The 22935-nt window shown below is 34.6% G+C and carries 20 protein-coding genes and 1 tRNA gene; 16 read left to right on the forward strand and 5 right to left on the reverse strand.

All coding sequences use genetic code 11. The features are described 5' to 3' along the window. The 10 genes from KQI69_RS02280 to KQI69_RS02325 all read left to right on the forward strand — a co-directional run. Positions 1-404: PD-(D/E)XK nuclease domain-containing protein (locus KQI69_RS02280; RefSeq protein ID WP_216563666.1), on the forward strand; the 404-nt coding region annotated here is incomplete at its 5' end. Positions 405-872: 468 nt separating this feature from the next. Then, positions 873-2450, forward strand: coding sequence for an extracellular solute-binding protein (locus KQI69_RS02285; RefSeq protein ID WP_216563667.1), 1578 nt, complete (start codon positions 873-875; stop codon positions 2448-2450). Next, positions 2425-3570: a hypothetical protein gene (locus KQI69_RS02290; protein ID WP_216563668.1), complete on the forward strand. Its 1146-nt coding sequence runs from the start codon at positions 2425-2427 to the stop codon at positions 3568-3570. Before KQI69_RS02285 ends, KQI69_RS02290 begins: the two co-directional genes overlap by 26 nt. Positions 3571-3678: 108 nt before the next feature. Then, positions 3679-5565 (forward strand): hypothetical protein, encoded by a 1887-nt coding sequence (locus KQI69_RS02295; RefSeq protein ID WP_216563669.1) that lies wholly within the window; start codon positions 3679-3681, stop codon positions 5563-5565. After that, positions 5562-6302, forward strand: coding sequence for an ABC transporter ATP-binding protein (locus tag KQI69_RS02300; RefSeq protein WP_216563670.1), 741 nt, complete (start codon positions 5562-5564; stop codon positions 6300-6302). The genes KQI69_RS02295 and KQI69_RS02300 overlap by 4 nt, the downstream gene beginning before the upstream one ends. A gap of 32 nt (positions 6303-6334) precedes the next feature. Beyond that, on the forward strand, positions 6335-6904 hold the full coding sequence (locus tag KQI69_RS02305) for an accessory gene regulator B family protein (protein WP_216563671.1): 570 nt from the start codon (positions 6335-6337) through the stop codon (positions 6902-6904). Next, a complete protein-coding gene (locus KQI69_RS02310; protein WP_216563672.1) occupies positions 6904-7632 on the forward strand; it encodes a LytTR family DNA-binding domain-containing protein in 729 nt (242 codons plus the stop codon). The genes KQI69_RS02305 and KQI69_RS02310 overlap by 1 nt, the downstream gene beginning before the upstream one ends. Then, complete coding sequence (locus KQI69_RS02315; protein ID WP_216563673.1) at positions 7629-8921, forward strand: sensor histidine kinase; 1293 nt, start codon at positions 7629-7631, stop codon at positions 8919-8921. The genes KQI69_RS02310 and KQI69_RS02315 overlap by 4 nt, the downstream gene beginning before the upstream one ends. Positions 8922-8972: 51 nt before the next feature. Continuing rightward, a complete protein-coding gene (locus KQI69_RS10615) occupies positions 8973-9176 on the forward strand; it encodes an AgrD family cyclic lactone autoinducer peptide (protein ID WP_216563674.1) in 204 nt (67 codons plus the stop codon). Positions 9177-9209: 33 nt separating this feature from the next. After that, the gene (locus KQI69_RS02325) at positions 9210-10604 is read left to right on the forward strand and encodes a hypothetical protein (RefSeq protein ID WP_216563675.1); all 1395 of its coding nucleotides are present in this window, start codon (positions 9210-9212) and stop codon (positions 10602-10604) included. Between the two features lie 113 nt (positions 10605-10717). On the opposite strand, the gene pyk is transcribed toward KQI69_RS02325, so the two are convergent. Continuing rightward, on the reverse strand, positions 10718-12136 hold the full coding sequence (gene pyk / locus KQI69_RS02330; RefSeq protein WP_216563676.1) for a pyruvate kinase: 1419 nt from the start codon (positions 12134-12136) through the stop codon (positions 10718-10720). 29 nt (positions 12137-12165) lie between these two features. Continuing rightward, complete coding sequence (locus KQI69_RS02335) at positions 12166-12306, reverse strand: hypothetical protein (protein WP_216563677.1); 141 nt, start codon at positions 12304-12306, stop codon at positions 12166-12168. 709 nt (positions 12307-13015) lie between these two features. Here KQI69_RS02335 and KQI69_RS02340 point away from each other — a divergent pair. Both KQI69_RS02340 and KQI69_RS02345 read left to right on the forward strand, forming a co-directional pair. Beyond that, positions 13016-14242: a BMP family ABC transporter substrate-binding protein gene (locus KQI69_RS02340; protein ID WP_216563678.1), complete on the forward strand. Its 1227-nt coding sequence runs from the start codon at positions 13016-13018 to the stop codon at positions 14240-14242. Between the two features lie 11 nt (positions 14243-14253). Next, positions 14254-15975: a methyl-accepting chemotaxis protein gene (locus tag KQI69_RS02345; protein WP_216563679.1), complete on the forward strand. Its 1722-nt coding sequence runs from the start codon at positions 14254-14256 to the stop codon at positions 15973-15975. Positions 15976-16048: 73 nt separating this feature from the next. On the opposite strand, the gene KQI69_RS02350 is transcribed toward KQI69_RS02345, so the two are convergent. Both KQI69_RS02350 and KQI69_RS02355 read right to left on the reverse strand, forming a co-directional pair. Next, a complete protein-coding gene (locus tag KQI69_RS02350; RefSeq protein WP_216563680.1) occupies positions 16049-17041 on the reverse strand; it encodes a hypothetical protein in 993 nt (330 codons plus the stop codon). A gap of 178 nt (positions 17042-17219) precedes the next feature. Further along, a tRNA-Leu gene (locus KQI69_RS02355) sits at positions 17220-17301 on the reverse strand. Between the two features lie 296 nt (positions 17302-17597). Here KQI69_RS02355 and KQI69_RS02360 point away from each other — a divergent pair. Then, entirely contained in the window at positions 17598-19370 is a 1773-nt protein-coding gene (locus KQI69_RS02360; protein ID WP_216563681.1) for a methyl-accepting chemotaxis protein, read from the forward strand. A 90-nt stretch (positions 19371-19460) separates the two neighbouring features. On the opposite strand, the gene KQI69_RS02365 is transcribed toward KQI69_RS02360, so the two are convergent. Continuing rightward, positions 19461-21011: a response regulator gene (locus KQI69_RS02365; protein WP_216563682.1), complete on the reverse strand. Its 1551-nt coding sequence runs from the start codon at positions 21009-21011 to the stop codon at positions 19461-19463. 103 nt (positions 21012-21114) lie between these two features. Here KQI69_RS02365 and KQI69_RS02370 point away from each other — a divergent pair, with 103 nt between their 5' ends. The 3 genes from KQI69_RS02370 (at position 21115) to KQI69_RS02380 (ending at position 22684) form a co-directional block, all read left to right on the forward strand. Further along, positions 21115-21651 (forward strand): nucleoside recognition domain-containing protein, encoded by a 537-nt coding sequence (locus KQI69_RS02370; protein ID WP_216563683.1) that lies wholly within the window; start codon positions 21115-21117, stop codon positions 21649-21651. Between the two features lie 235 nt (positions 21652-21886). Next, positions 21887-22060: a DUF6472 family protein gene (locus KQI69_RS02375; protein ID WP_216563684.1), complete on the forward strand. Its 174-nt coding sequence runs from the start codon at positions 21887-21889 to the stop codon at positions 22058-22060. 117 nt (positions 22061-22177) lie between these two features. Beyond that, complete coding sequence (locus KQI69_RS02380; RefSeq protein ID WP_253288961.1) at positions 22178-22684, forward strand: phosphatase PAP2 family protein; 507 nt, start codon at positions 22178-22180, stop codon at positions 22682-22684. The last annotated feature ends 251 nt before the right edge of the window (positions 22685-22935 follow it).

The raw sequence follows: 22935 nt of genomic DNA on the forward strand, positions 1-22935 counted from the left end.
GTCAAGGAGTAGCTAATGGCTCAAGTTTGAACGATAGTTCAAACTTGTATGCGATGACCGCTCAGTCATCGCGTTTTTACCATGGCTTTGTTCTCGGTCTTATGGTAGACCAGTCAGAAAATTATATCATAACATCAAATAGAGAAAGTGGTTTCGGCAGATATGACATAATGCTAGAACCAAAGGATAAAAACAATACGCATTATCCGGGCATTATTATAGAATTTAAAGTAATAAATCAAAGAAAAGAAAATACACTCGAGGAAACAGTAGAAGCAGCGTTAAAGCAGATAGAAGAAAAGAATTACGAAGCTGAGCTGATAAAGCGGGGAGTAAAAGCGGACAATATCCATCACTATGGTTTTGCGTTTAAAGGCAAGGAAGTGTTGATAGAAGGTAAATAACAGATATTTTCAGAACTGAAAATATCGTAAGAAAAAGTATCGTGTGAAGATTTTGGCAATTTAGGATGCGAAGCATTGCCAAAATCCTTACAGCTTATGCTTTTTAAGTTGTAAGGTGTTGATAGACGGCAAATGACAGAGATTTTCAGGAAAGAAAAAGTCGTATTAAAAAGTATAGTACAGTATGAAGGCACAACTATTTTGCAAGTCAGGCAAGATAGTTGTGCCTTTGGTTTTAAGGAGAGAGAAATTTTTTAGATAATACAATAAGAGCAGCAGTGTAAACAGGACAAAAATATAGTAAAAGCAGTGGTAGAAATATCAATCAGTTGATAAATTTCATTAAGATTTGACCATTTAGACATTAAAAGCGACCATTTAGACATGATTTCACACAAAGAGCTTTTAATATGGTATGGTGTAATTGTTTCGGAACAATATATTATATATTCTGGGGAGGTGAAAAAGATGTTTGAAAAAAAGCTTGAAAAAATTTTAGAACATATAGCGGTCAAGCACGCAACAAGTGCAAGTTGTTATATGTTTTTTGAACCAAAGATGCCAAGGAAACTACGGCGAGGGTTAATTATTAATTTACTCATGCTCATATCTGTATTAATGTGTGGTTGTTCAAAAGATGTACAAAAGCAGGAAAAAATACTTGAGAATGAAGCTGTTAAGAACACTGAAAAAGCAGATATTGAGGGCAGATTAGTTTCGGCATCATCGTCAGATATTGTTTGGACAGTATCCGATGATGTCAATGTGAATGAAACATATTTGAAATATTTTAACGAAAAATTAAAGAAAGACGGATATGCCTTTCAACTTAAATTTCAATATTTAAAGGAAGATGAGTATGACAGTGAGATTCGTCAGGTACTAAAGAATGGAAAGACGGATATTGCACTGGCAGGTCAAAATACAGATGAAAGAAATTATGTGACAGAATTATGCAAAGATAATCTTTTGATGTGCTTAGATGACAAGATAAAAAAAGAAAAAAGTGAATTATATGGTGCTTTTGAAGATCCTTTGTGGAAATCTGTAGAGGTGGATGGCAAGGTATATACGGTGCCAAATGGTATTTTTGCAGACGGAAAATATTGTATTGTCTTTAATAAAGATGTGTTAGGGGAAAAAGCAGACGATTTTGATGGAGACATTTTATCTATAAACAGATACTTATCACAAAATAAAACAGATAGTGACAAGCTTTTGTTTGATCTGTCTCTCGAAGATTTTGCCGGTATTTTAGGCGGAAACATTGATTATGGCATATATTTTGATGGGAAAAAAGAAACAATATCAAGTATATTTGAAAATTCCAATATATATAAACTGGAAAAAATGTTTTACGATTTAAATAAGGCAGGCCAGATCAACGAGCTTTGTGCTTTTAACCAAAATGAAGATGATCAAAGCAAGATTAAAGAGCTGATTAAAAATAAGAAGTTTGCAGTTTTATTGACAAAGAGAACCAAGATGGTGGATTCTTTAGATGGTGTATTGGTAAAGGATCTGGATTTTACAGTAAATTTTGAGCGTAATGGTGGAACGACGGGTATTTGTGAAAAAAGTAAAAAGAAAGAAAATGCTTTACAATTATTAACGCTGTTATATACCAGAGATGATTATACAAGACTTCTGTTGTATGGAAAAGAGGGAAAAGATTATACCATAAAGAATGGAAGAATTGTAAGTGATGATATTAGTTATAGCTTAGTGGATGTGCTTGGCTTGTTTCGAGGTTCAATTCCAACGACGGAGGAGACAGTTTATTACAAAAATATTAGAAAACAAAAGAAACAGATATATAGTTCAAGAAATTGTCAAACTTCAAAATTTGCCGGGTTTCAACTGGATTTCAAGAATTTTAAGAATGTAAGCTCTTATACAGATGCGGGAGAAGAATATTATGATATCTGGAAAGAGAGTACATTTCCTGATGAATATGAGAACGCAAAGAAAAAAGTAGCCGAGGAGCAAAAGAAACTGCTAAAGGAAGTGAATAGACAATATGAAAACTGGAAAAAGAATATCTAAGGTCATCATGCTTGTCTGTGGCATATGTTTTGCATTTGCGGTGGGAGTCGTTTTAGTGATTTTCTTTTTGAATAGAGCAGAAAGTGATACAAAATCATCTATGCAAGAGTGGTTTTGTGATGCATCTTTTTCAGGAGCATTGTATGGGAATGATGGGATGTTTAAATATGGCGAAAATGGAATCACTTTTGTGGATATAAGTACAAAAAAGGAAACTCCAATTTGTCAAAAAATTGGTTGTCAGCACAAAGACAAAGAATGTGATGGATGGATTGAAGGTCTTAATCATACCTTAGTTTCTTATAATGGTGAATATCTTTTCTATCTGGGGAACATAGATGCGAAAAAGGATTTTAAAAGTGTGGATTTGGTTCGTTGCAATACAGATGGAACCAATCGTAAGGTGTTGCATACTTTTCAGAATATGCAGACTGTAACAGCAGTATGTTGTCAGAATGAGCGTCTGTATGTGGCATATTGTAATGGATATGATTTGAAAGCAAAGGAAGAAAAGATAGATGTAGAGGCAGGTATTCGTGTCTATGATTTTCAAAAGGACACAGAAGAAACGCTTTATCATTCTACCAGTGTTGGCAATAAAATATTATCATTGGATGTGAGGGATGACATAGTTTGCTTTTCACACAATTTTTGTGACTTGAATGCAGAGGAGATTATAGAAAAGAAAGACGATATAAAGCAGGAGCATACCTTATTGTATCTGGAATATTTAAAGGGAAAGGAAAAAAGGATTCTTTCCAAAAGTCTTTCATCAGGTATATCTGGTGTTGCGATGGGAAAGGATGTCATTATATTTTCTGATGATAAGGGCATGAAAAAATATAATGTAAAAACCCGGCACACACAATGTATCTATAACGGGAGCCAGACAAGACTTGTAAAAGCGATTGGATTTGATGATGCTGCCTTTTATGCAGTTTTTGATGATAAAACAGGCGAGGAAAGTTATTATAGGGTAGATAGGTTTAAAGAGTCAAAAAAAACAGGCACTTCGTCAGATTCTATTTTCTGGATGTTCAAAGACACAGTTTATGGAATGGACAAGAATGGAAAGTGGATATACAGAAAAAATGATCTGGCAAAAATTACAGGGAGTTGAAGTTATGTTCAGTAATGAATGTAGAAGGGTTCTAAATAAAAAAAGAATTGTAATAGTGCTGTTGTTTGTTTTTTTATGTGTATTTTATACCTTGTTAAAAGTGTAGGTGTGGGAGGAGATTTTTCCGGTAACGCATATAAAAATATGATACACGATGTAAAGAGTATGGATATAAATACATTGGAAAAATTTGCGGAAAAGAAAGATTTTGAAAAAAATGAACTATATACAAACTCTTATAAGGCAGAGGATCAATTATACAATGTTATATACAAGCAGGCATATTATAGTAATCACTATGGAGAGTATGTTGATTCTGTATTGGACAGGCAGGAAAATGAAATCTCTGTTTTTGATAAAAATGAGTATTCTAAGAGATTACGGCAAAAGATTAAAACAGACTTTTCTCAGTTTAGGAATGTGAAAGAAAAGGAGATTGATGCATATGGAATGGAGAGGCTGCTACAGGTAGATTGTTTTGAAATAATTATGCTTGGTATGTGCTTTTTACTGGCATATATTTTACTGATACATGAAAAAGAACAAGACATTCTAAGTTTTTATTTTACTATGCCAAATGGAAGAAAAGGGCTCGGTTTAGTAAAATATGGTGTGGGTGTTTTTTTGGCAGGTATTACGGCCGCCATATTTTATGTAATGAAATGTCTTATCATTTATTGTTTATATGGTTTTGGAAATCCAGTTAGGAAGGTACAGAACTTATATATCTTTAAAGGTTTTCCATTGATCATATCGCAAGGAAAGTTTTTGGTCGTATATGGATGCTTTAAAATATTGGTGGGAATTTTATTTTTTAGTATTTTTTATGTATTTATCCTTTTGTGGAAGAAAAGAAATATTGCATTTACTATGATAGCCGGGATTTTCTTTTTGGAAAGTTATTTATGGTTAAATATTCAGGAAAATAGCTGGTTGTATCTGGTGCGCAGGATTAATTTAATACAGTTTATGGATATCAGAAATATAACAGAGCAATATTCCTGTGTGAATGTATTGAATTATCCCATTGATACCTATTTCGTTTTGTTAGTGTCTGGTGTGATGCTGGTTCTTTTGTTAGGAATATCCGGGTTCTTTTTGTATCCCGGTTTTGCCGGAAAAAATGGAAGGCAGATAGAATTTGCCGGAAAGACAAGGCTATGTTTGAACATACCGTCGAAATTAGAGATTTTATTTTATGAGATGAAAAAATATTGGGTTTGTGAGAAGGGATGGATGCTGCTTTTGGCAGTATTGGGTGCAGGCTGTTTTATTTCTGTGACAGATGTGCAAGATGTAGGGGATGTTGATAAACTTTACTACGAAAAATATATGATGGAAATTCATGGTAAAACAGTACCTGAAGCGAAAAAGTATATGCAAGATATAATAAAAGAAATTGAAACATGGAAAACAGAGCTTGAGAGTGGCAAGACTTTTTCGAGTGAATATACATCAATTCTTGAGAGCGGTATAAAAAGAGAAAAAGGGGCAAATCAGGTATATAAAAAAATACTTTTGCAAGAGAAAAAGAAAGCAAGCCATATTTTATATGAAAAGGGTTATTTGCTGGCACTCGGCATAGGGGATGAAGCACTTATATTTCGTTTTGTTGAATTTTTTTCAATCATAGCGATGGCTATCTTTGCGTTTTGTGTTTATGGGGTAGACAATAAAGTGGAGAGAAAACTTTTGTTGTATTCTACCTATTATGGAAAAAATGCGTTGGTTCGCTCGAAATACAAGATGATATTTTTTTATAGTTTATTTTTGATGGGAGTTTTGTATGGCGGCTGGCTATATAGCGTTTCTCGTGTTTACTCAGTTCATCCGTTGAGTTTAAATTGGGATTGTATCGCATGGAACGCTCCATTTGGGATTATCAATACGAAGATAGGTTTTATCTTGTTTGGATTTTATGGTTTGCATTTATTGGTGTTAAATTTTCTGGGCATAGTGGTTGGAAAAATGATTATGAGAGGTGAGAGTGCATGAAAAAAATAGTTGTAAAAAATTTGGTTAAGGCGTATAACAAAAAAACAGTATTATCTTATGTCAATATAGAAATGCGGGGTGGTGTTTATGCGCTGCTTGGCCCGAATGGAGCCGGCAAAAGCACTTTGATCAGTCTGCTGGTTGACAGTATTCAAAATTATAGTGGCGATATTTTGTATGGAGATGAGAATATAAAAAAACTCGGAAAAGATTATAGAAAAAAAGTAGGATATGTGCCACAAAAGCAGAGTTTGTACGAAGAATTTTCTGTTTTAGAATGTATGAATTATATTGCTGCACTAAAGGGATTAAAAAAACGAGAGGTCAGAGATGAAATTTCTTATTTGCTTGAAAGACTGCACATCATGGATGTTGTCAATCGAAAGATTTCAACTTTGTCCGGTGGAATGAAGCAGAGAGTTCTTATGGTACAGGCATTGCTTGGAAATCCGGATTTTGTCATACTGGATGAGCCAACGGTAGGTTTAGATCCGGTAGAAAGATATGATTTTAGAAATTTTGTCAAGGAGCTTTCAGAGAAGTGTACCATTTTGTATGCGACACATGTGGTAAGTGATGTTGAAGACATAGCAAAGGAAGTAATCTTGATTAAATCGGGAGAAATCATCGTGCAGGATACGGCTCACAATCTCATTTTAAATTTGGGAAAGACACATGAAAATATTCATAATCTGGAAGATGCTTTTGTGTATTATACAAAGGAAGCAGGAAGATAGCAGGATAACTTGCTTATAAAAGAGGGGGAATTATGATAGAATATTTGATTGATGATTTTGTTATTTGGGCATATCGTAACAAGTTGCTCAAAGATTATAAAAAAAGAGATATATATGAATATGCAATACAAGTTATATTGTATAATGCACTGTCACTTGTTATAATATTTCTTGTAAGTATATTTACTCATAATATTCAGAGTTTTATTATGTTTATTATATTTTTTGTAATGCTTAGAAGAAATCTGGGCGGTTTTCATTATAAAAATAAGTATGTGTGTATGACAGTATCAATAAGTATGTATTTGGCAGTTATGTTTTTGGGATGTAAAATATATCAATTAAGTGAAGATAGAATGTTGTTTGCATGGCTTCTAATGTCAATATTATGTCTGTTTATGCCGGCGTTGAAGGATAAAAATTATAATAAAAAAATTGTAAACATAATGATAATTGCTGATATGATTTTGATATTTATGGGAGTTTATTTAAAAATTAAAAGTGTAGCATGGGCAGTAATATTTAATATATGTGTTTTGTTTATGTTTATACTTCAAAAGCTGATAGAGTTTTTTAAATTAAATGTAAATGAGGAAAAGTAATGGTTAGTATAATACTTTGTGATGATGAAGCAGAAAGTTTGCAAAGAACTGAAGATGAAATAGAGAGAATAAAGACGAAACTGCCATATCCTGTAGAAGTGATAAAATATACTGATACGGATTATCTTATGGAGAGAATAAATAATCGTGAGCTTCAAAGTGATATATTGATAGTTGATGTAGATATGCCTAAGATGTCCGGTCTTGATATAGCCAAATACATAAGGCAAAATAATCTTGATATTGTAATTATCTTTCTTACAGGACATGATGAATATGTGTACAGTTCATTTGAATTTGCACCATTGAGATATATAAGAAAACAATTTATAAAGGAAGAATTATTGTATGCGCTTATTGCTGCCTGCAAAAATGTTGATACAAAAAAGAATGAGTATATCCGGGTAAAGTCAATTGATGGAAATTACCATATAAAAACAAGTGAGATATTATATTATCAGATAGAAAACAGAAGGTGCAATGTATATCTGTCAGATGGGAATGTTATTTTGACGAAATATAAAATTAAAGAATTAAGAAAGATAGTGGAAGAAAAAGACGATGCATTTGTTCAGGTAAATAGTGGGTGTGTAATTGGATTGAGATATATAAAATTTATGAGTAAAGGTGATATAGGTCTTGAAGAGGATAAAATATTTCAAATATCAAGACGAAAAAAGGCAGAAGTTGAAAAGATTGTGATAGATTACTGGGGGGATAGACGATGACAATAGGAAATTGGTGTGATTTGTTAAATTTGGTTTCATCTTTGATGGAGCCTTTTTTTTCGATTATATTTGTAAGTGCTTTTATGGGGGAAAGGTTTGATAAAAGAAAGAAGAAAATTGCGGCATTGACAGTGATAAGTCAGTTTATATTTGTGATTTTTGCAGATAGAGCTGCTATTTTTTCGGTAAATAAATTTTTTGTAGCACAGACAATAAGTTTACTGGGATTGTGTCTTATATATAAAAGAAAGTATGATAGAATACTTCTGGCAAAGATAGTAGATATACTGTCAATGCTATTTTTAGAAGATGTAGTATCATATATTGTGGCATTTGTTTTTCAAAAACCATTAAGTATTTTTTTAGTGGAAACAAAATACCGTCTTATTGGAATAGTGTTGGTATTTTTATCTAAAGCTATTTTAGCATTTGGAATAAAAATATGCTTTAAAGATGTAAGGGCATTACGGCGAAGCAGTGTAGTAATAATAACACTGTTGTCTTCAGGAATAATAATGTTAGCATTATATATGTATAGTGACAGTCTGAAAAAAGATAGAATTTCTTTCTTACAAATGGTTATGATGGCAATATTGATATTTATGTATATTTTAGTAATATTCAGCATCTTTATGTTTGAAGATAATCGAAACAAAGATGAAGAAATGGCACTTGTAGCATTACATAGTAAAGTTTTATATAACTCATTGGAGCAGGAACGAACAACTTTTGATATGTGGAGAAAAAGGCTGCATGATTATAAGAATCAACTTATATATATGAGAGATTTATTGGAAAAAGAGCAGTATAAGCAGATAGCAGAGCTTGTGAATAAAGAGATAGGTGAACTAAAGAAGCAATCAATATATGTTGAGAGTGGATATTTGGGAATAGATGCAATAGTAAATTCAAAACTAATGTATGCACAGGGGCAGGGCGTACATCCGATATATAATATTAATATTCCACAAGGGTTACAGATTGACGATTTTGTAATGGCTTCAATTTTGGGTAACCTTTTGGATAATGCAATAAGAGCGGCAGTGCAAACAGAAGAAAAATATTTTGAGGTTAATATTTCATATATATTTGAAAGTTTAAATATAAAAGTATTAAATAGTGTGGCTTGCGATAAAATTGACTTTGAGAAAAGCAGCAAGAAAGAGTCAGAAGTACATGGGATTGGAATAAGCAGTGTGAAAGAAAATGTAAAAAAACTTAGGGGATCTTTTTCGATAACACAGGACAAAAATATAGTAAAAGCAGTGGTAGAAATACCATTCAGTTGACAAAATTTATTAAGATTTGACCATTTAAGCACAAGAAGCGACCATTTAGACATGATTTCACACAAAGAGCTTTTAATATGGTATAGTGTAATTGTTTTAAAACAATATATTCTATATTCTGGGGAGGTGAAAAAGATTCTTGAAAAAATTTTAGAACATATAGCGATTAAGCATGCAACAAGTGCAAGCTGTTATATGTTTTTTGAACCAAAGATGCCAAGGAAACTTATACAGATGATTAAAAAAGATAAATAGTATATTTTGAAGGTTATTAAGGGAGGAGATTATATGATTAAGATTAGGAAAAAAATTATAGCATATACAATGGTCACAGTGCTTTCACTTCAAAGTGTATCATTTTCAAAAGCAGCTGTATATAATGATTATGGTTTGGAAAGTAAGAATGCTACTTTGTCGCAAGTGAGTGGTTTAAGCGATAAATGGGCGACGGTTATTAAAAATGCAATAGAAACATGGAACAATTCAGGTGCAGGAGTTAAGGTAGAGCAGTCTGTAACGCCTGTAAGCGCTTTGGAAGTTGCTTCTTATGCCGATAGCTGGTATGGTCTTACAAAGTCGTATTATAATGTGAGTACCGGATACACAAGCAAGTCGGAGATAAAGATAAATGATAGAACAATATCAAGAGATGCATCCAATTTTAGTAGATTTGCCCAAAGTACAGTTGCTCATGAAATAGGGCATTTGTACTGGCTTGCGGACAATCCGGTTGATTCGCCGGCAGGATATAATATGTCTCTTATGAATCATGGACGAAATAGAAATACAATATATGAGCCACAAGTTTTCGATGTTTCAAATGTAAAAAGAAAATACAGCAGTAAAGTTGCTTATGATATATCAGATAATACGGCTGATGATATTGTAAATTATATAAGTGTTGATGAACCTGAGTATAATATGGCTTCAAAATTTGTAAAAGCGGCAGATATCCTTGTTTCGGGGACTGTTGTTGCACAGAAAACAAAAATGCTTGAAATAGGCACAGCCAATGAAAAGATGCCATATACGATATATGAGATTGAGGTTAAGGATAAATATAAGGGTGATTGTGCCAGCACGATATATGCAAAAAGACTTGGTGGAAAAATAGATGGCAGTGATGATATATTATCAGGTGCGGCTGACATAAATGTAGGAGATGCATATGTATTTGCATTGAAAGATTATGGAAATAGTGATTATGGTTTTGTAAATACAACACAGTCTGCAATGGCATTAAAAGAATCTCCGATATATAAGTATGGTAATATCAATAGAAAAGATGTAATTGCATTTGCTGATAAGGCAACATCAGTCCAGAGCATGACTGCAGATGAAAGAATATACGGAACAGAAAAAAAATTAAAAAAAGCATCGGATATTGTGATAATTGGTGATGTTATAGATTATTCGTATGAAGTACTTGAAGATAATTTATATACCATATGGAAAGTAAAAGTGGGCAGAGTTGAGAAAGGACAAGAAAAATCGGAGATTGTTTATATAAAAACACTTGGAGGAAGAAAAGATACATTAATAAGTCTTGTAGAAAACATGACAAAGATAGAGTGTGGAAATTCTTATAAGTTTTATCTTGAAGATTATGGTGAAGATTATTATGGACTGGCAAATTACAGTGAGAGTGTTATAAAACTTAAGGTAAAGACTATTATAGACTAATAAACTATGTTGTTGTTATTATGTATCATGCATGAGAAATGTTATAAAATATCTCATGCATGATAATTTTTTGTTTTTATATGGTTTTGATATTAGATAAAAGCTGTCTTAGCCTACTTTGAAACGGCTTCTACACGAATTGTGTTTGTCTTACCTGATACACCGCTCACCTGACCGCCTGTGAGGACAACATTGTCACCTTTTTCAAGATTAAATATTTTCTTTGCATGATTCATTGCATGATAGAACATGACATCAACAGAGTTAAATTCCTCGCTGAGAACAGGAGTTACCCCCCAACTCAGATTTAATTTTCTCCATGCTTTTACGGATGTTGTCATGCCGATTATGTCAACAGGGCAGCGGAAACGGCTTACCATACGGACTGTATTTCCTGAGAGTGAGCTGATGACGATACCCTTTGCGTTTGTGTCAATAGCCATTGCACATGTGGCATGGGATATGGCATCAGTGTTATCTTTAATTCTATACTCAGTAGTCCTGAAGCGTTTCGCATAATCAATGTTCTTTTCTGTATATAAAGCAATTTCTGCCATGTTTTTGACGGCAGCGACAGGGTATTTACCTGAAGCGGACTCACCCGAAAGCATTATTGCCGATGAACCATCATAGACTGCGTTTGCAACATCAGAGATTTCTGCTCTCGTAGGACGAGGATTCTGTATCATTGATTCAAGCATTTCTGTAGCTGTTATAACTCTCTTTCCGAGAAGTCTGCATTTTTTGATAAGATATTTCTGGATGGCTGGAACTTCTACAAAAGGAATTTCCACACCAAGGTCACCTCTGGCAACCATTATTCCATCTGCAATCTCACAAAGTTCTTCAATGTTCTCTACACCTGAGCGGTTTTCAATCTTAGCGATGATATCAATATCTGAACCGCCGTTTTCATTTAAAAAGTTTCTAAGGTCTAAAAGATCCTGTTTAGTTGAAACAAAAGATGCTGCAACAAAGTCAACCTCATTTTTTATGCCAAAAAGCAAATCTTTTTTATCCTGTTCACTCAGATAAGGACCGGTCATCACATGATTAGGGAAGTTCATGCTCTTACGGTCAGACATTTCTCCGCCGACTTTTACTTTGCATATAGCATCATTCCCTTTGAGTTTGGCAACCTCAAAAATAAGTAATCCATTGTTTACCAGAATGGTGTCACCTACTTTAAGTTCGTTTATAAGGTTTTTATAACTTACTGATACACGCTCGTTGTTCCCCTCAACCTCGTCAGTAGTAAATGTAAAGGTGTCACCGTCTTTTAGAGTGATCTTATGATTCTCAAATGTGCGGATTCTATATTCCGGACCTTTTGTATCAAGCATTATGGCTATCGGAAGTCCTAATTCTTCTCTTACTTTCTTGATTCTGTCTATCTTCTGCTGATGTTCAGGATGAGTTCCGTGCGAAAAGTTAAGTCTTGCAACATTCATACCTGCTTTGCACATCTGTTTTAATATTTCTTCGCTCTCACTGGCTGGACCAATGGTACAAATAATTTTAGTTTTTCTCATGATGATTAGCTCCTTTCAAATTAGCTGATTTACTTTTCTGTGCTTTTATTTATCATATCATCGCCATGTTCGTTAGTTCCGTCAACACTGCTGTTTGAAAACCACAGACCGAAAGCTGTAAGTCCAACAATGAATACGATACCAATGATAACCAAAATGATTCGTAACATAACTTTTTCCTCCTAATCATAAAAAACTGGTGAAAAGTTATGTACCCCTTTCTTTTTGCCGTCCAATAAATGTATATACCTTATAATGACGACAGTGGATTTTGGTTCACATTGATCAAAAAAATCTTCAATGGAACTGTGATACAGTGGGATGTGTATTGAATCAATAATATTGATCACATGTAAAAGCAATTTGTATGAATGTGAAAAACAATTGCCCCTATGAACAGCCCTTGACTGTGAGTTTAATTCCTGTCTGCCGAGCATTTCAGGTGTACATGCATCTGCGTGGGCAGAACTTATGGAAGTCGTATATATCGTGTGTGGAAAGTCAGAATTTAAATTATCAGTGGAAAGCGCAGAAATAGCAGATGTATGAATACTAAAGCATGATGCGATTATACAGAGTATGATAACCAGACTTATATATCTGCTTTGTTTTTTGTCAAAAGACATGCTCGCCACCCCTTTCCATCTAAGATACCCTATAAGAATATCACAACGATTTCGATAGGGCAAATATTTTTTCATAAAAAATAGCATTTATATATTATAATTTTTTTGATAAATTTCTTTGTTTTTGCATGTCATTATGCTAAAATGTGTATAAAAAATACTTTGTTTTGTGTAAAAACAGGTTGTGGAATGTCGAATATAGGGTGGCAAAAATGTTGAGTGGTGGTATACGAATTTTAGAAAGGAGTTTGCTATGAAGAAAAAAGTTTTAGCATTATTTATGGTGCTATCGATGTTGTTTTCCTTAACTGCATGTGGCAGTGGTGGTGAGATAGTGGATTTTGTTACTAATGATACGGGAAATAATGGTGATTCACCAAAGAGTGGAAACATAACAGGTACATCTAAGAAAACATCAGATACAAATCCGGCAGGGATGAAGACTATTTCTAAAGAAAATCTCAAGATAGGAGTCCTCTATATAGGAAGTGCTTCAGAAACTTCTGGGTATACATATGCACATGAAATAGGTATTCAGGGTATGGCAAACAATATTGGTCTTGAAGACGATCAGATAGTTAGAAAAGAGAGTGTAAGTGACGGTGATGAAAAAGCAGTAAAGAAGGCTTTGCAGGATTGTGTTGACAAGAAATGCAATGTTATTTTTGCGACAAGCTGGGGCTACATGGAGCAGGTAGCAAAGTTTGCAGAGGAATATCCTGATATATATTTTGCACATGCGACAGGTTATATGAGTAATGGCAAAAACTTTATCAATTATTTTGGAAGGATATATCAGGCGAGATATCTGTCAGGCATAGTTGCGGGACTTAAAACAAAGACAAATAAGATAGGATATGTTTCAGCTATGGGAACTGATAATAGTGAATGTACAGGAGGTGTTAATGCATTTGCACTTGGAGTTGAATCAGTCAATAAAAATGCAAAGATAAAAGTCGCAGTGACAAATTCGTGGTATTCACCTGACAATGAAAAAAAGGCTTCTGACGCACTTATAAAGGCTGGATGTGATGTGCTGGCACAGCACTGTGACACGACAGCACCTCAGGAGGCATCAGAGAATAATGGAACATGGGCTATAGGATACAATTCAGATATGAGCAAGGAGACACCGAAAGCCACGCTTACATCTGTAATATGGAACTGGAGTGCATTTTATACATCATATATCAGCAGTATAATAAATGCTTCATATGAAGGAAAAAATTATTATGGAGGAATGAAGGAAAATCTTGTAAGTTTAACTGGGTTATCATCCCTCTGTGACAAGCAGACTTCACAAAAGGTACAGGATGCAAAAGAAAAGATAATTTCAGGGGATTTTGGAGTATTTGACGGGGTACTTAAAACAAATACGGGAAAGACTGTAGGCAAAAAGGGAAAGACACTTGATGATTCAGCTATAACAGGTAGTATGAACTGGTATTACCACAATGTTTCAAAACTTAAATGGAAGTAGGTGGATTTCATATGAAGAAGATATTTGAAAACTGGAAGCTTAAATACAAGATACTGTTTGTTGCACTGTTGCCGATATTTGTAGTCTGCATTGCTGTTATTATCATAAATAATACGGTTATAAAAAATGCATTGTTATATAAAACGGAGAATGAACTGCAGGCAACGGCGGAGGCACTGAATACCGCATATAATCAAAATTCAGGCGAATATTTTAAAAATGATTCCGATGAGATATGGAAAGGCACTTATAATGTTTCACTTTCACAGAATCTTGTGGTGGAGATGAGTGAAAAAACGGGAAGCAGTCTTACATTTTTTTATGGTGATGAGCGTATAGTCACATCTCTGAAAGACAAAAACGGTGATTACATATTAGGCTCAAGGGCAGGCGATTATATAAAAAAGAAGGTTCTGCAAGAGGGTGAGGATGTATTTACAAGTCGTGTCAGTGTAGAAGGCACGATGTATTATGGATATTATATTCCTGTAAAGCAGAATAACAGTGATGAAATAATAGGAATGATATTTGCAGGTATGCCTGTAAAGGTTGTTGATAAAACGATAAACCTTGTAAGTGGATTGCTGTTTTTTGTACTCGGTATCGTTCTGATACTCACTATAATAGTGTGCTTTATTGCATCAAAAGGGATAGCAGGTGCTATTGAGGATAGTGTTCTGGTTGTGCAGAAGATGGCTTCCGGAAATCTGAATGTAAACATAAATGAAAAGAGCCTGAACAGAAAAGATGAAGTAGGAAAACTTTCGGCAAGTACAAAAAGTCTTCAGGAAAGTCTTCACAATATGATAGGTTCGATATCAGAGAATACTCTTAGCCTTGACCGTTCATCAAATGATATGAGCAGTGTTGCAGGACAGGCAAGTGACGCTATGGATTCAATCAGTGAGAATCTTAAGAGTGTACTTTCAAGTGCAAAAAATCAGGCGGATGTCACTGGTCATGTTACTGATAATGTAAATAATATCAACACTATGCTTAAACAGACGGGCGATGAGGTAGATGGGCTTTCTGATGCTGCTGACGATATGTTACAGTCCGGAAAGGATGTAGACAGCAGTCTAAAAAATTTATATAACTCAAATGAAGAAGTGCTTGATGCGATAGACAGGATAAAAAAGCAGACAAGTGAGACTGATATATCAGTGGAGAAAATTAAGGAAGCTGTAAACCTTATTTCTTCTATAGCTGATGAAACGAACCTGTTAAGCCTCAATGCTTCAATAGAAGCTGCAAGGGCAGGAGAGAGCGGAAAAGGTTTCGCAGTAGTCGCAGTTGAGATAAGTAAACTTGCTGACCAGAGCAATGCTGCATCAGCGGATATAGAAAAGATGATAATGAACCTTGGACAAAATTCAGAAAAGACCATATCAACGATGGAGACTGTGCAGAGTGCCATAAACAGACAGTCAGATGATATGGACAGCACAAGAAAGATTTTTGAAAAAGTAAAGAGATGTATCACATCTGTTGCCGAGGGTGTCACGAATATCAGGGAAGCAACGGAAAAACTTGAGGGAGAAACCTCTTATATAGCGAATGATATAAATAATCTTAATATGGAAGCTGAAACTAATATGCAGAATGTAGAAGAAACTCTCAAGGCAGGAGAGGATGTTTTGAAAATAGTAAAAGATGTAAGCAGTATGTCCATAACGGTAAGTACGGCGGCAAATGAGATGTCTGATTCAGTGGAGAGATTTAAGACACAGTAAATAAGTTACTAAATATGAAAACAAAAAAGAGATGCACTGAAGCATCTCTTTTAAAAGGACTGTTAATGTTGATTTAGTTTTTTGCAATGATTTCCTTTATTTTATCGACATTATATTGTGTGGCTAAAGCTATTTGTTCTATTGTGAAGTTGTTATTATACATATTCAAAATGATATCAATCTGAGCAGAGGCTTTACCCTCGGCAATACCAGCAGCTTTACCTTTTTCAAGTGCCTTATCCTCTATTCCCTGGCTTAAATTACACATAATATTCACTCCTTCCTCAATATCGTTTTCAATAGGTATGTCATATTCTTTATTTATTATATCAATTTTTTCCTTTGCATTCAATGTGTCAGTAAAAAGAGCAGCTAGTAAACGATGCATTTCGTAAGTGTTATCATGTTCTGGCAGGATATCGGATATTCCTATCATTATTATATTTAATAAATCAAGGTTGCCACGCCAATTATGTTTTCCTATGAGGTCATCTTTTGTAAGATGTATATGACACATTGTATTTTCTTTCATACCCATGCATACCCAAATAGAATAAACTTTTTTAATATCATCATAATTCATATTTATAAAATCTCTTTGCTTCTGTGATGATACAAGTCTGCTTATATAAAAAATAGCTCTGTTTATGATTTGATATTTTTGGGGTTCATCTTTTTGTGCTTCTATATTTACAATTACCTGAGATAGTTCATTTTCAGGATTTGAGTTATTACCTGATTTTGAAGGCACTCTTACATAAAAAATTATATCAAACCTTATCAAGCCCTCATTGATTTCAAAGTTTTCAGTGTTAAAGCCGACTATTTTAGGGTTGTCACTTAAAATGGTATTGGTAGTGCCAGGTTCAACAGGGACTACACTAATATATGGTTCACCCTCAATATATTTGACAACATCGTTTGCTTTCATACCATTAAACTCTTCTATGGTTTTAACAAGTATGTTAGCCAAAATATATTTTTGAGCAAGTAGCTGTTTGGCACATTGGTCATATTTAGCACTGTTATCAGTAGCAGAAATAGTATTTTTAATATCTGTATTCACATCAAATCTCCTTTTTTGTAGGATATATTGGTTTGTTTGGAATGTCAAGTTTTTGCATGGAGAATATTGTATGCTGTCAAAGCAGGTGTCAAAATGCAAAAAAGAGCAATGCCGGTTAAAGCACTGCTCTTTTCAAAATTAAAAGAAGCCCCATAAAATGGAGCTTCTTCTGAGGTTGTGCGGATAACAGGAGTCGAACCTGCACGCCTTGCGGCACAAGAACCTAAATCTTGCATGTCTGCCAATTCCATCATATCCGCATCGCATTGTAAGTTTACAACACTATCTATAACAATAACACAGTGTTTATTTTTTGTCAAATCTGTTGATGTTTACAGAGAAAACTTAAAAATAAACGCTGTGTTATTTTTCATACTTGTGGTGTAGCAGGCAACACTCTGATTTAGCCATTATGATAGTGGTAAAAATGGTAGTTGAATAAGAAAAAAATGTGAGATATAATAATTTACGGTTTTAGTTGTAATGTTTTTTACGGGTATATAAAAACAGGCTATACATTAAGTTAGAAGGATAATAATTGAAGGACGGTATGTTTATGAAAAAAGAAAAAATTGACAGTGAGAAAGCTAAGCAAAAGCTTAAGTCTGGTATGAAAGTAGGACTTAGAAGTATTAAGATTAAAGTTATTTTTATAGTTTCAGTGCTTATATTGGTAGTTAGCACATTGCAGGGCATTGTCACTTATAGTTCGCAAAAAAGCGGATATGTTAAACAGGGTGCTGAGGATGCAGAAAAGATGTCTAAGATAGTCGCAGACAACATTGATTCCCAACTTGTAAGTGATTGCATCAAGGAGGGCGAGGAAAGTACAGAATTAAATAATCTTGCTCTGTTTTTAAATTATCTTGCCAGCAAATATAAAGTAAAATATGTTTATGTACTTACTACAGATGGAAAAAAAGTAACTTATGTTTCGGACAGTTCTGATAGTAAGGAGAAATCAAGTTTTGGAGAAAAATATGATGAGGACTATACACATTTAAAAGATGTTTATGAGGAAAAAAAGACAGCAACGGAAGGTTATATTGACTATACAAAATATGGTAACGTGATTACGGCTTATGCTCCCGTTACCGATAATGCAAGAAATGTTGTTGCGGCAGTCGGTGTTGACTATGATGCGTCAACTCTGGTACAGCAGTTAAATAAAAGCAAGATGTCAATAATCACATTGACAATAATCTTTGTAGTTGTTGCATGTATTGCACTCAGCCTGATAATGAACACGATTATGAGAAACCTCAAGAAAGTTGGAGAAAAAATTGAGGAGCTTGCCAAGAGTGATGGAGATCTGTCAAAGTCGCTTGAGATAAATTCAAATGATGAGATTGGAAGAATTACTGGAAATGTAAATCATATGATAGGCAATTTCAGGGGAATCATAAGGGAAACGCTCGATGATTCAAAATTGCTTGCAGGTGCATCAGACAGAATGGTTGAAAAGATTAAACTTGCAGGAGAAAATGTTACCGATGTATCAGCGACAATGCAGGAGATGAGCGCTTCGATGGAGGAGACAGCGGCTTCAATAAACCGTATAAATGAAGCAATCGGTGTTATGCGTGAAAATATTGGTGACATAGACACAGAAGCTGAAAACGGAAGTGAGTATTCTGAAGATATAAGGATGAGAGCAGAGAAGGTAAGAGATAAAGCTGTAACGGCTCAAAAGGATGCAAAAGTAAAAGCTGATAAGATGGCGGAGCTGATGAATACAAAGATAGAGGAGTCAAAAGCCGTTTCACAGATTGACAGTCTGACAGAAGATATCATTGCAATCACTGAGCAGACTACGCTCCTTGCACTTAATGCGAGCATAGAGGCTGCAAGAGCTGGTGAAGCTGGAAAAGGTTTTGCAGTTGTGGCAGGTGAGATAAACAAACTTGCAACGGATTCTGCGGCTGCTGCCGGAAAGATAAGTCATGTAATGGAAAATGTTGTTCCGGCGGTAAATGCACTTGCAAAAAATTCAGAAGAACTTATACAGTTTATGAACCAGCTTGTAGAAGACGGATATGGAGAGCTTGTAAAAACGAGTTCAGAATATAAGAATGATGCGGTAAGTATAAGTGAGATGGTAGCAAGATTTTCTGAGAATGCAGGAAAACTTCTTGAAGAAGTTGAGCATATAAATGAGACAGCAGGGGCGATAAATACAGCAGCAGAGGAAAATGCTAATGCAGTTTCAAGTGTAGCATCATTAGCTGTTGATATTTCTGATAATGTCAAACATATAGGCGAGGAAGCGGATGCAAATCAAAAGGTGGCTAACAGTCTTAATGACCGTGTTGGGGGATTTAAGATATAAGTATAAAATAATGCAGATATCAGGTTAAAGATATCTGCATTATTTTTATTTATAGTCAAGCGGATATTCGTAATCCGCTCTGCTATTTGATCATAGATCTTTATTTTTCTTTCTAAATTCAGCGGGACTCATCTCAACATACTTTTTAAATTTTGTATGGAAATAGTCAACATTTTTGTAGCCGACTTTTTCAGCTATCTCATAAACTTTAAGATCAGTCGTAAGGAGAAGTTCTTTTGAATGTTTTATCCTTACCTTATCAACAAAGATATTGAATCCCTCGCCTACTTTTTTGTTAAATATCTTTCCGAGATATGAGCTATTGTAACCGAAAAGCGGTGCAATGTTTTCAAGTTTGATATTATCCATATAGTTGTGCTCGATATAGTGGATGATATCGTCCATAACGCCCTCGCTCGTAGGATTTCCAATAGTTCGTGTTATCATATCAAACTGTTCGGTAAAGTAGAGCATTATCTCATAAAGATAATATTTGCTTCCTATATAATCAATGATTTCTGCATTTCCCGGAAATGGGATATTTGCATTGTGATACAGGTGCGAGATCTTTTCTTTTATCGACAGGTATAGATCAGTGAGGAACAGCTTTATCCTTGAAATATCGCTTGTCGAGTTAAAAAGATTATGCTCAAGTTCATGCAAAGTTTCAGCAATCTGATTCCTTTTTGATGCCTGAATATATCCCGTAAGTTTTTCACAGTATTCCTGCAGGTGGCTGTCAGAAATCTCATAAGTGTTTTCTAATTCTTCAAGAGGAAGTTCGTCATATCCTATAGTATGCTGCTTGTCCTCACAGAAAAATCTTCGCTGTAACAGTTTGTGGGCTTCTTCGTAGGAGATATGTACATCTTCAAGTGAGGTGACCTCTCTACCGTATGCTATAAATAATGAATCGAGAGGAGAATTTTCCTGAGGTTTCTGCTCTCTGTTATAATGTTCAAGAAATTCCTGAAATTTATGAAGGGTAAAAGCACCCTTTAGTAAAATAACCTCATTTTGTTCTATCTCAACACTTTCATAAGAACTGTTTGCTTCATTGGTAACTTTCAGCAGATCCGAAAATTTGTATGGAAGTTCAGTCGCATGATGACTGTATTTTTCATATATGACAACCTGATATATATCCGAATGGATATTCATATCAGCTATATTGTTTATTGTTGGGACACCAGTGAGTATGTCGAACAGGATCATACTTTTGGCTTTGTCACGATAATTGCTTAAAGTTTCCTCTTCTTTTGCTTCTTTATTTATCTGTGAGCTTATGGCACTTACCGTTTCATAGAGTTCATCTTCATCAATAGGTTTTGTAAGATAGTAGTCAACTCCATTTTTGATTGCAGCTTGAGCATATTTAAAATCAGTATATCCGCTAAGAATGATAACTTTTCCGTTAAAACCTCTTTTTCTTGCGTTTTCAACAACTTCAAGACCTAACATTTTAGGCATCCGTATATCCATAAGAACCAGATCTGGCTTTTTGCTCAAAATAAAGTTGAGGGCGTCCACACCATTTGATGCCTCCCCGATTATCTCAAAACCAAGTTCTTCCCAATCAATGATGCATTTGATACCCTGTCTTATTATCAATTCATCATCTGCGATAAAAACTGTACTCATGAGACCTCCTTATCATAAAAGTGTAATTTCTCAAGTATTTATTATACATAAGAAATTAGATTTTTGCAATGGAATAATAACAGATCCATAGAAGGAGCAGGCGATGATAAACTATTTATCTAACATTATAATACCAATGGTAATATTTGGTGTAGTTATACTTGGACTAAGCACAAAGATTGATATGTTTGCCGCATTTACAAAAGGGGCAAAAGATGGATTTAAGGTGGTTTATGAGATACTGCCAACGCTTATAGGGCTGCTGCTTGCGGTCGGGATATTAAGGACATCAGGGATACTCGATATAATAGGTGACGCACTCGCAAAACCGCTGTCAGTCATAGGATTTCCGTCACAGCTCGTACCATTGTCGCTTGTAAAAATGTTTTCATCATCGGCAGCAACAGGTTTACTGCTTGACATTTTCAAAAAATTCGGAACGGATTCGGAAGAGGGACAGCTCGCCTCGATACTAATGAGTTGTTCAGAAACGATATTTTATACGATATCAGTGTACTTTCTTGCCACAGGAAGTGATAAAAGTAAGCCATTTGAAAAAACAGGCTGGACATTGCCGGGGGCACTTCTATGCACACTAGCAGGAATGATAGCAAGCGTCATTATTGTAAAAATGATATAAGGTATGTTATGATATACAAACGAATGCAATTTTTCAAAGAAAAAGCATGCCTGCTCGCAGGCAATGATTTTTCTTTGAAAAATTATATGAGCGAAGCGAACAGCGAAAAAACGAAGTTTTTGAGCTGGCATTCGTTTGTAACGTGGAAAAGAAAAAGCATGCCTGCTCGCAGGCGATGATTTTTCCTTGAAAAATTATATGAGCGAAGCGAACAGCGAAAAAACGGAGGTATACAATGGCAGAGTGCGATACATGTGCAAATTATACATATGACGAGGAATATGAGGAGTATGTATGTGATGTAAATATGGATGAGGATGACCTTGTGAGGTTTATGACAAGCAAATTTGAGTCATGTCCTTATTACAGGAACGGTGATGAATACAGGGTGGTAAGGAAACAGATGTAGAAAAGCGGACGGAGTATAAAGCAGTCCCAAAATAAGGATTGGAGATTTGTTAAGAAAAATATGATTTCATGGATTACAAACATTGATATGAATATTCTGTATTATGTGCAGGATAATTTGAGAGGAGAAGTTTTAAATACGATTGTAAGTATTTTTACTTCACTTGGAAATTATGGGCTTATATGGATATTGTTTACACTTGCACTGCTTATATATCCTAAAACCAGAAAAATCGGGATTACCTGTGCAGTGGCACTGATACTTGAACTTATAATATGTAATGGAATATTGAAAAATATTTTTGCCAGAACAAGACCATACGATGCATTTGAAAATATAAGGTGTTTAGTACCACCACAGAGGGACTATTCATTTCCGTCAGGTCATACTGCAAGCTCATTTGCGGCAGTTGTGCCAGCACTTGCAGATAAAAAAACAAGGCATATAGGTGTTTTTGCACTTATAGTTGCAGTCCTGATGGCGTTATCAAGGATTTATGTATGCGTACATTATCCGAGTGATGTTATCGGAGGAGTTGTAGTCGGATTGTTATGTGGTATACTGTCATGCCGATTCGTACAACGAGTAATTGATAATAAAACGGGTAATCATAATAAGATTTAATTTTCTTTGTACCAGTAAAGGTATGTTGTACTAGTAAAGGTATATATGCAGCCAAAGATGTGATTTGTCGGTGAATGGTAATAGTATGAAAAAAATAAATAAAAAAATTTAAAAAAATTGTTGACAAGCACAAAAGAATCTGATAGTATACATATTGTTCGTGACAAACAAAAGTTGTTGTGGACAGAGAAAAGCGGAAGTGCTGGAATTGGCAGACAGGCTAGACTAAGGATCTAGTGTTGGCGACGACG

Origin of the sequence: Eubacterium sp. MSJ-13, from assembly GCF_018918235.1 — a bacterium.
Classification (GTDB): Bacteria; Bacillota; Clostridia; order Lachnospirales; family Lachnospiraceae; genus Butyribacter.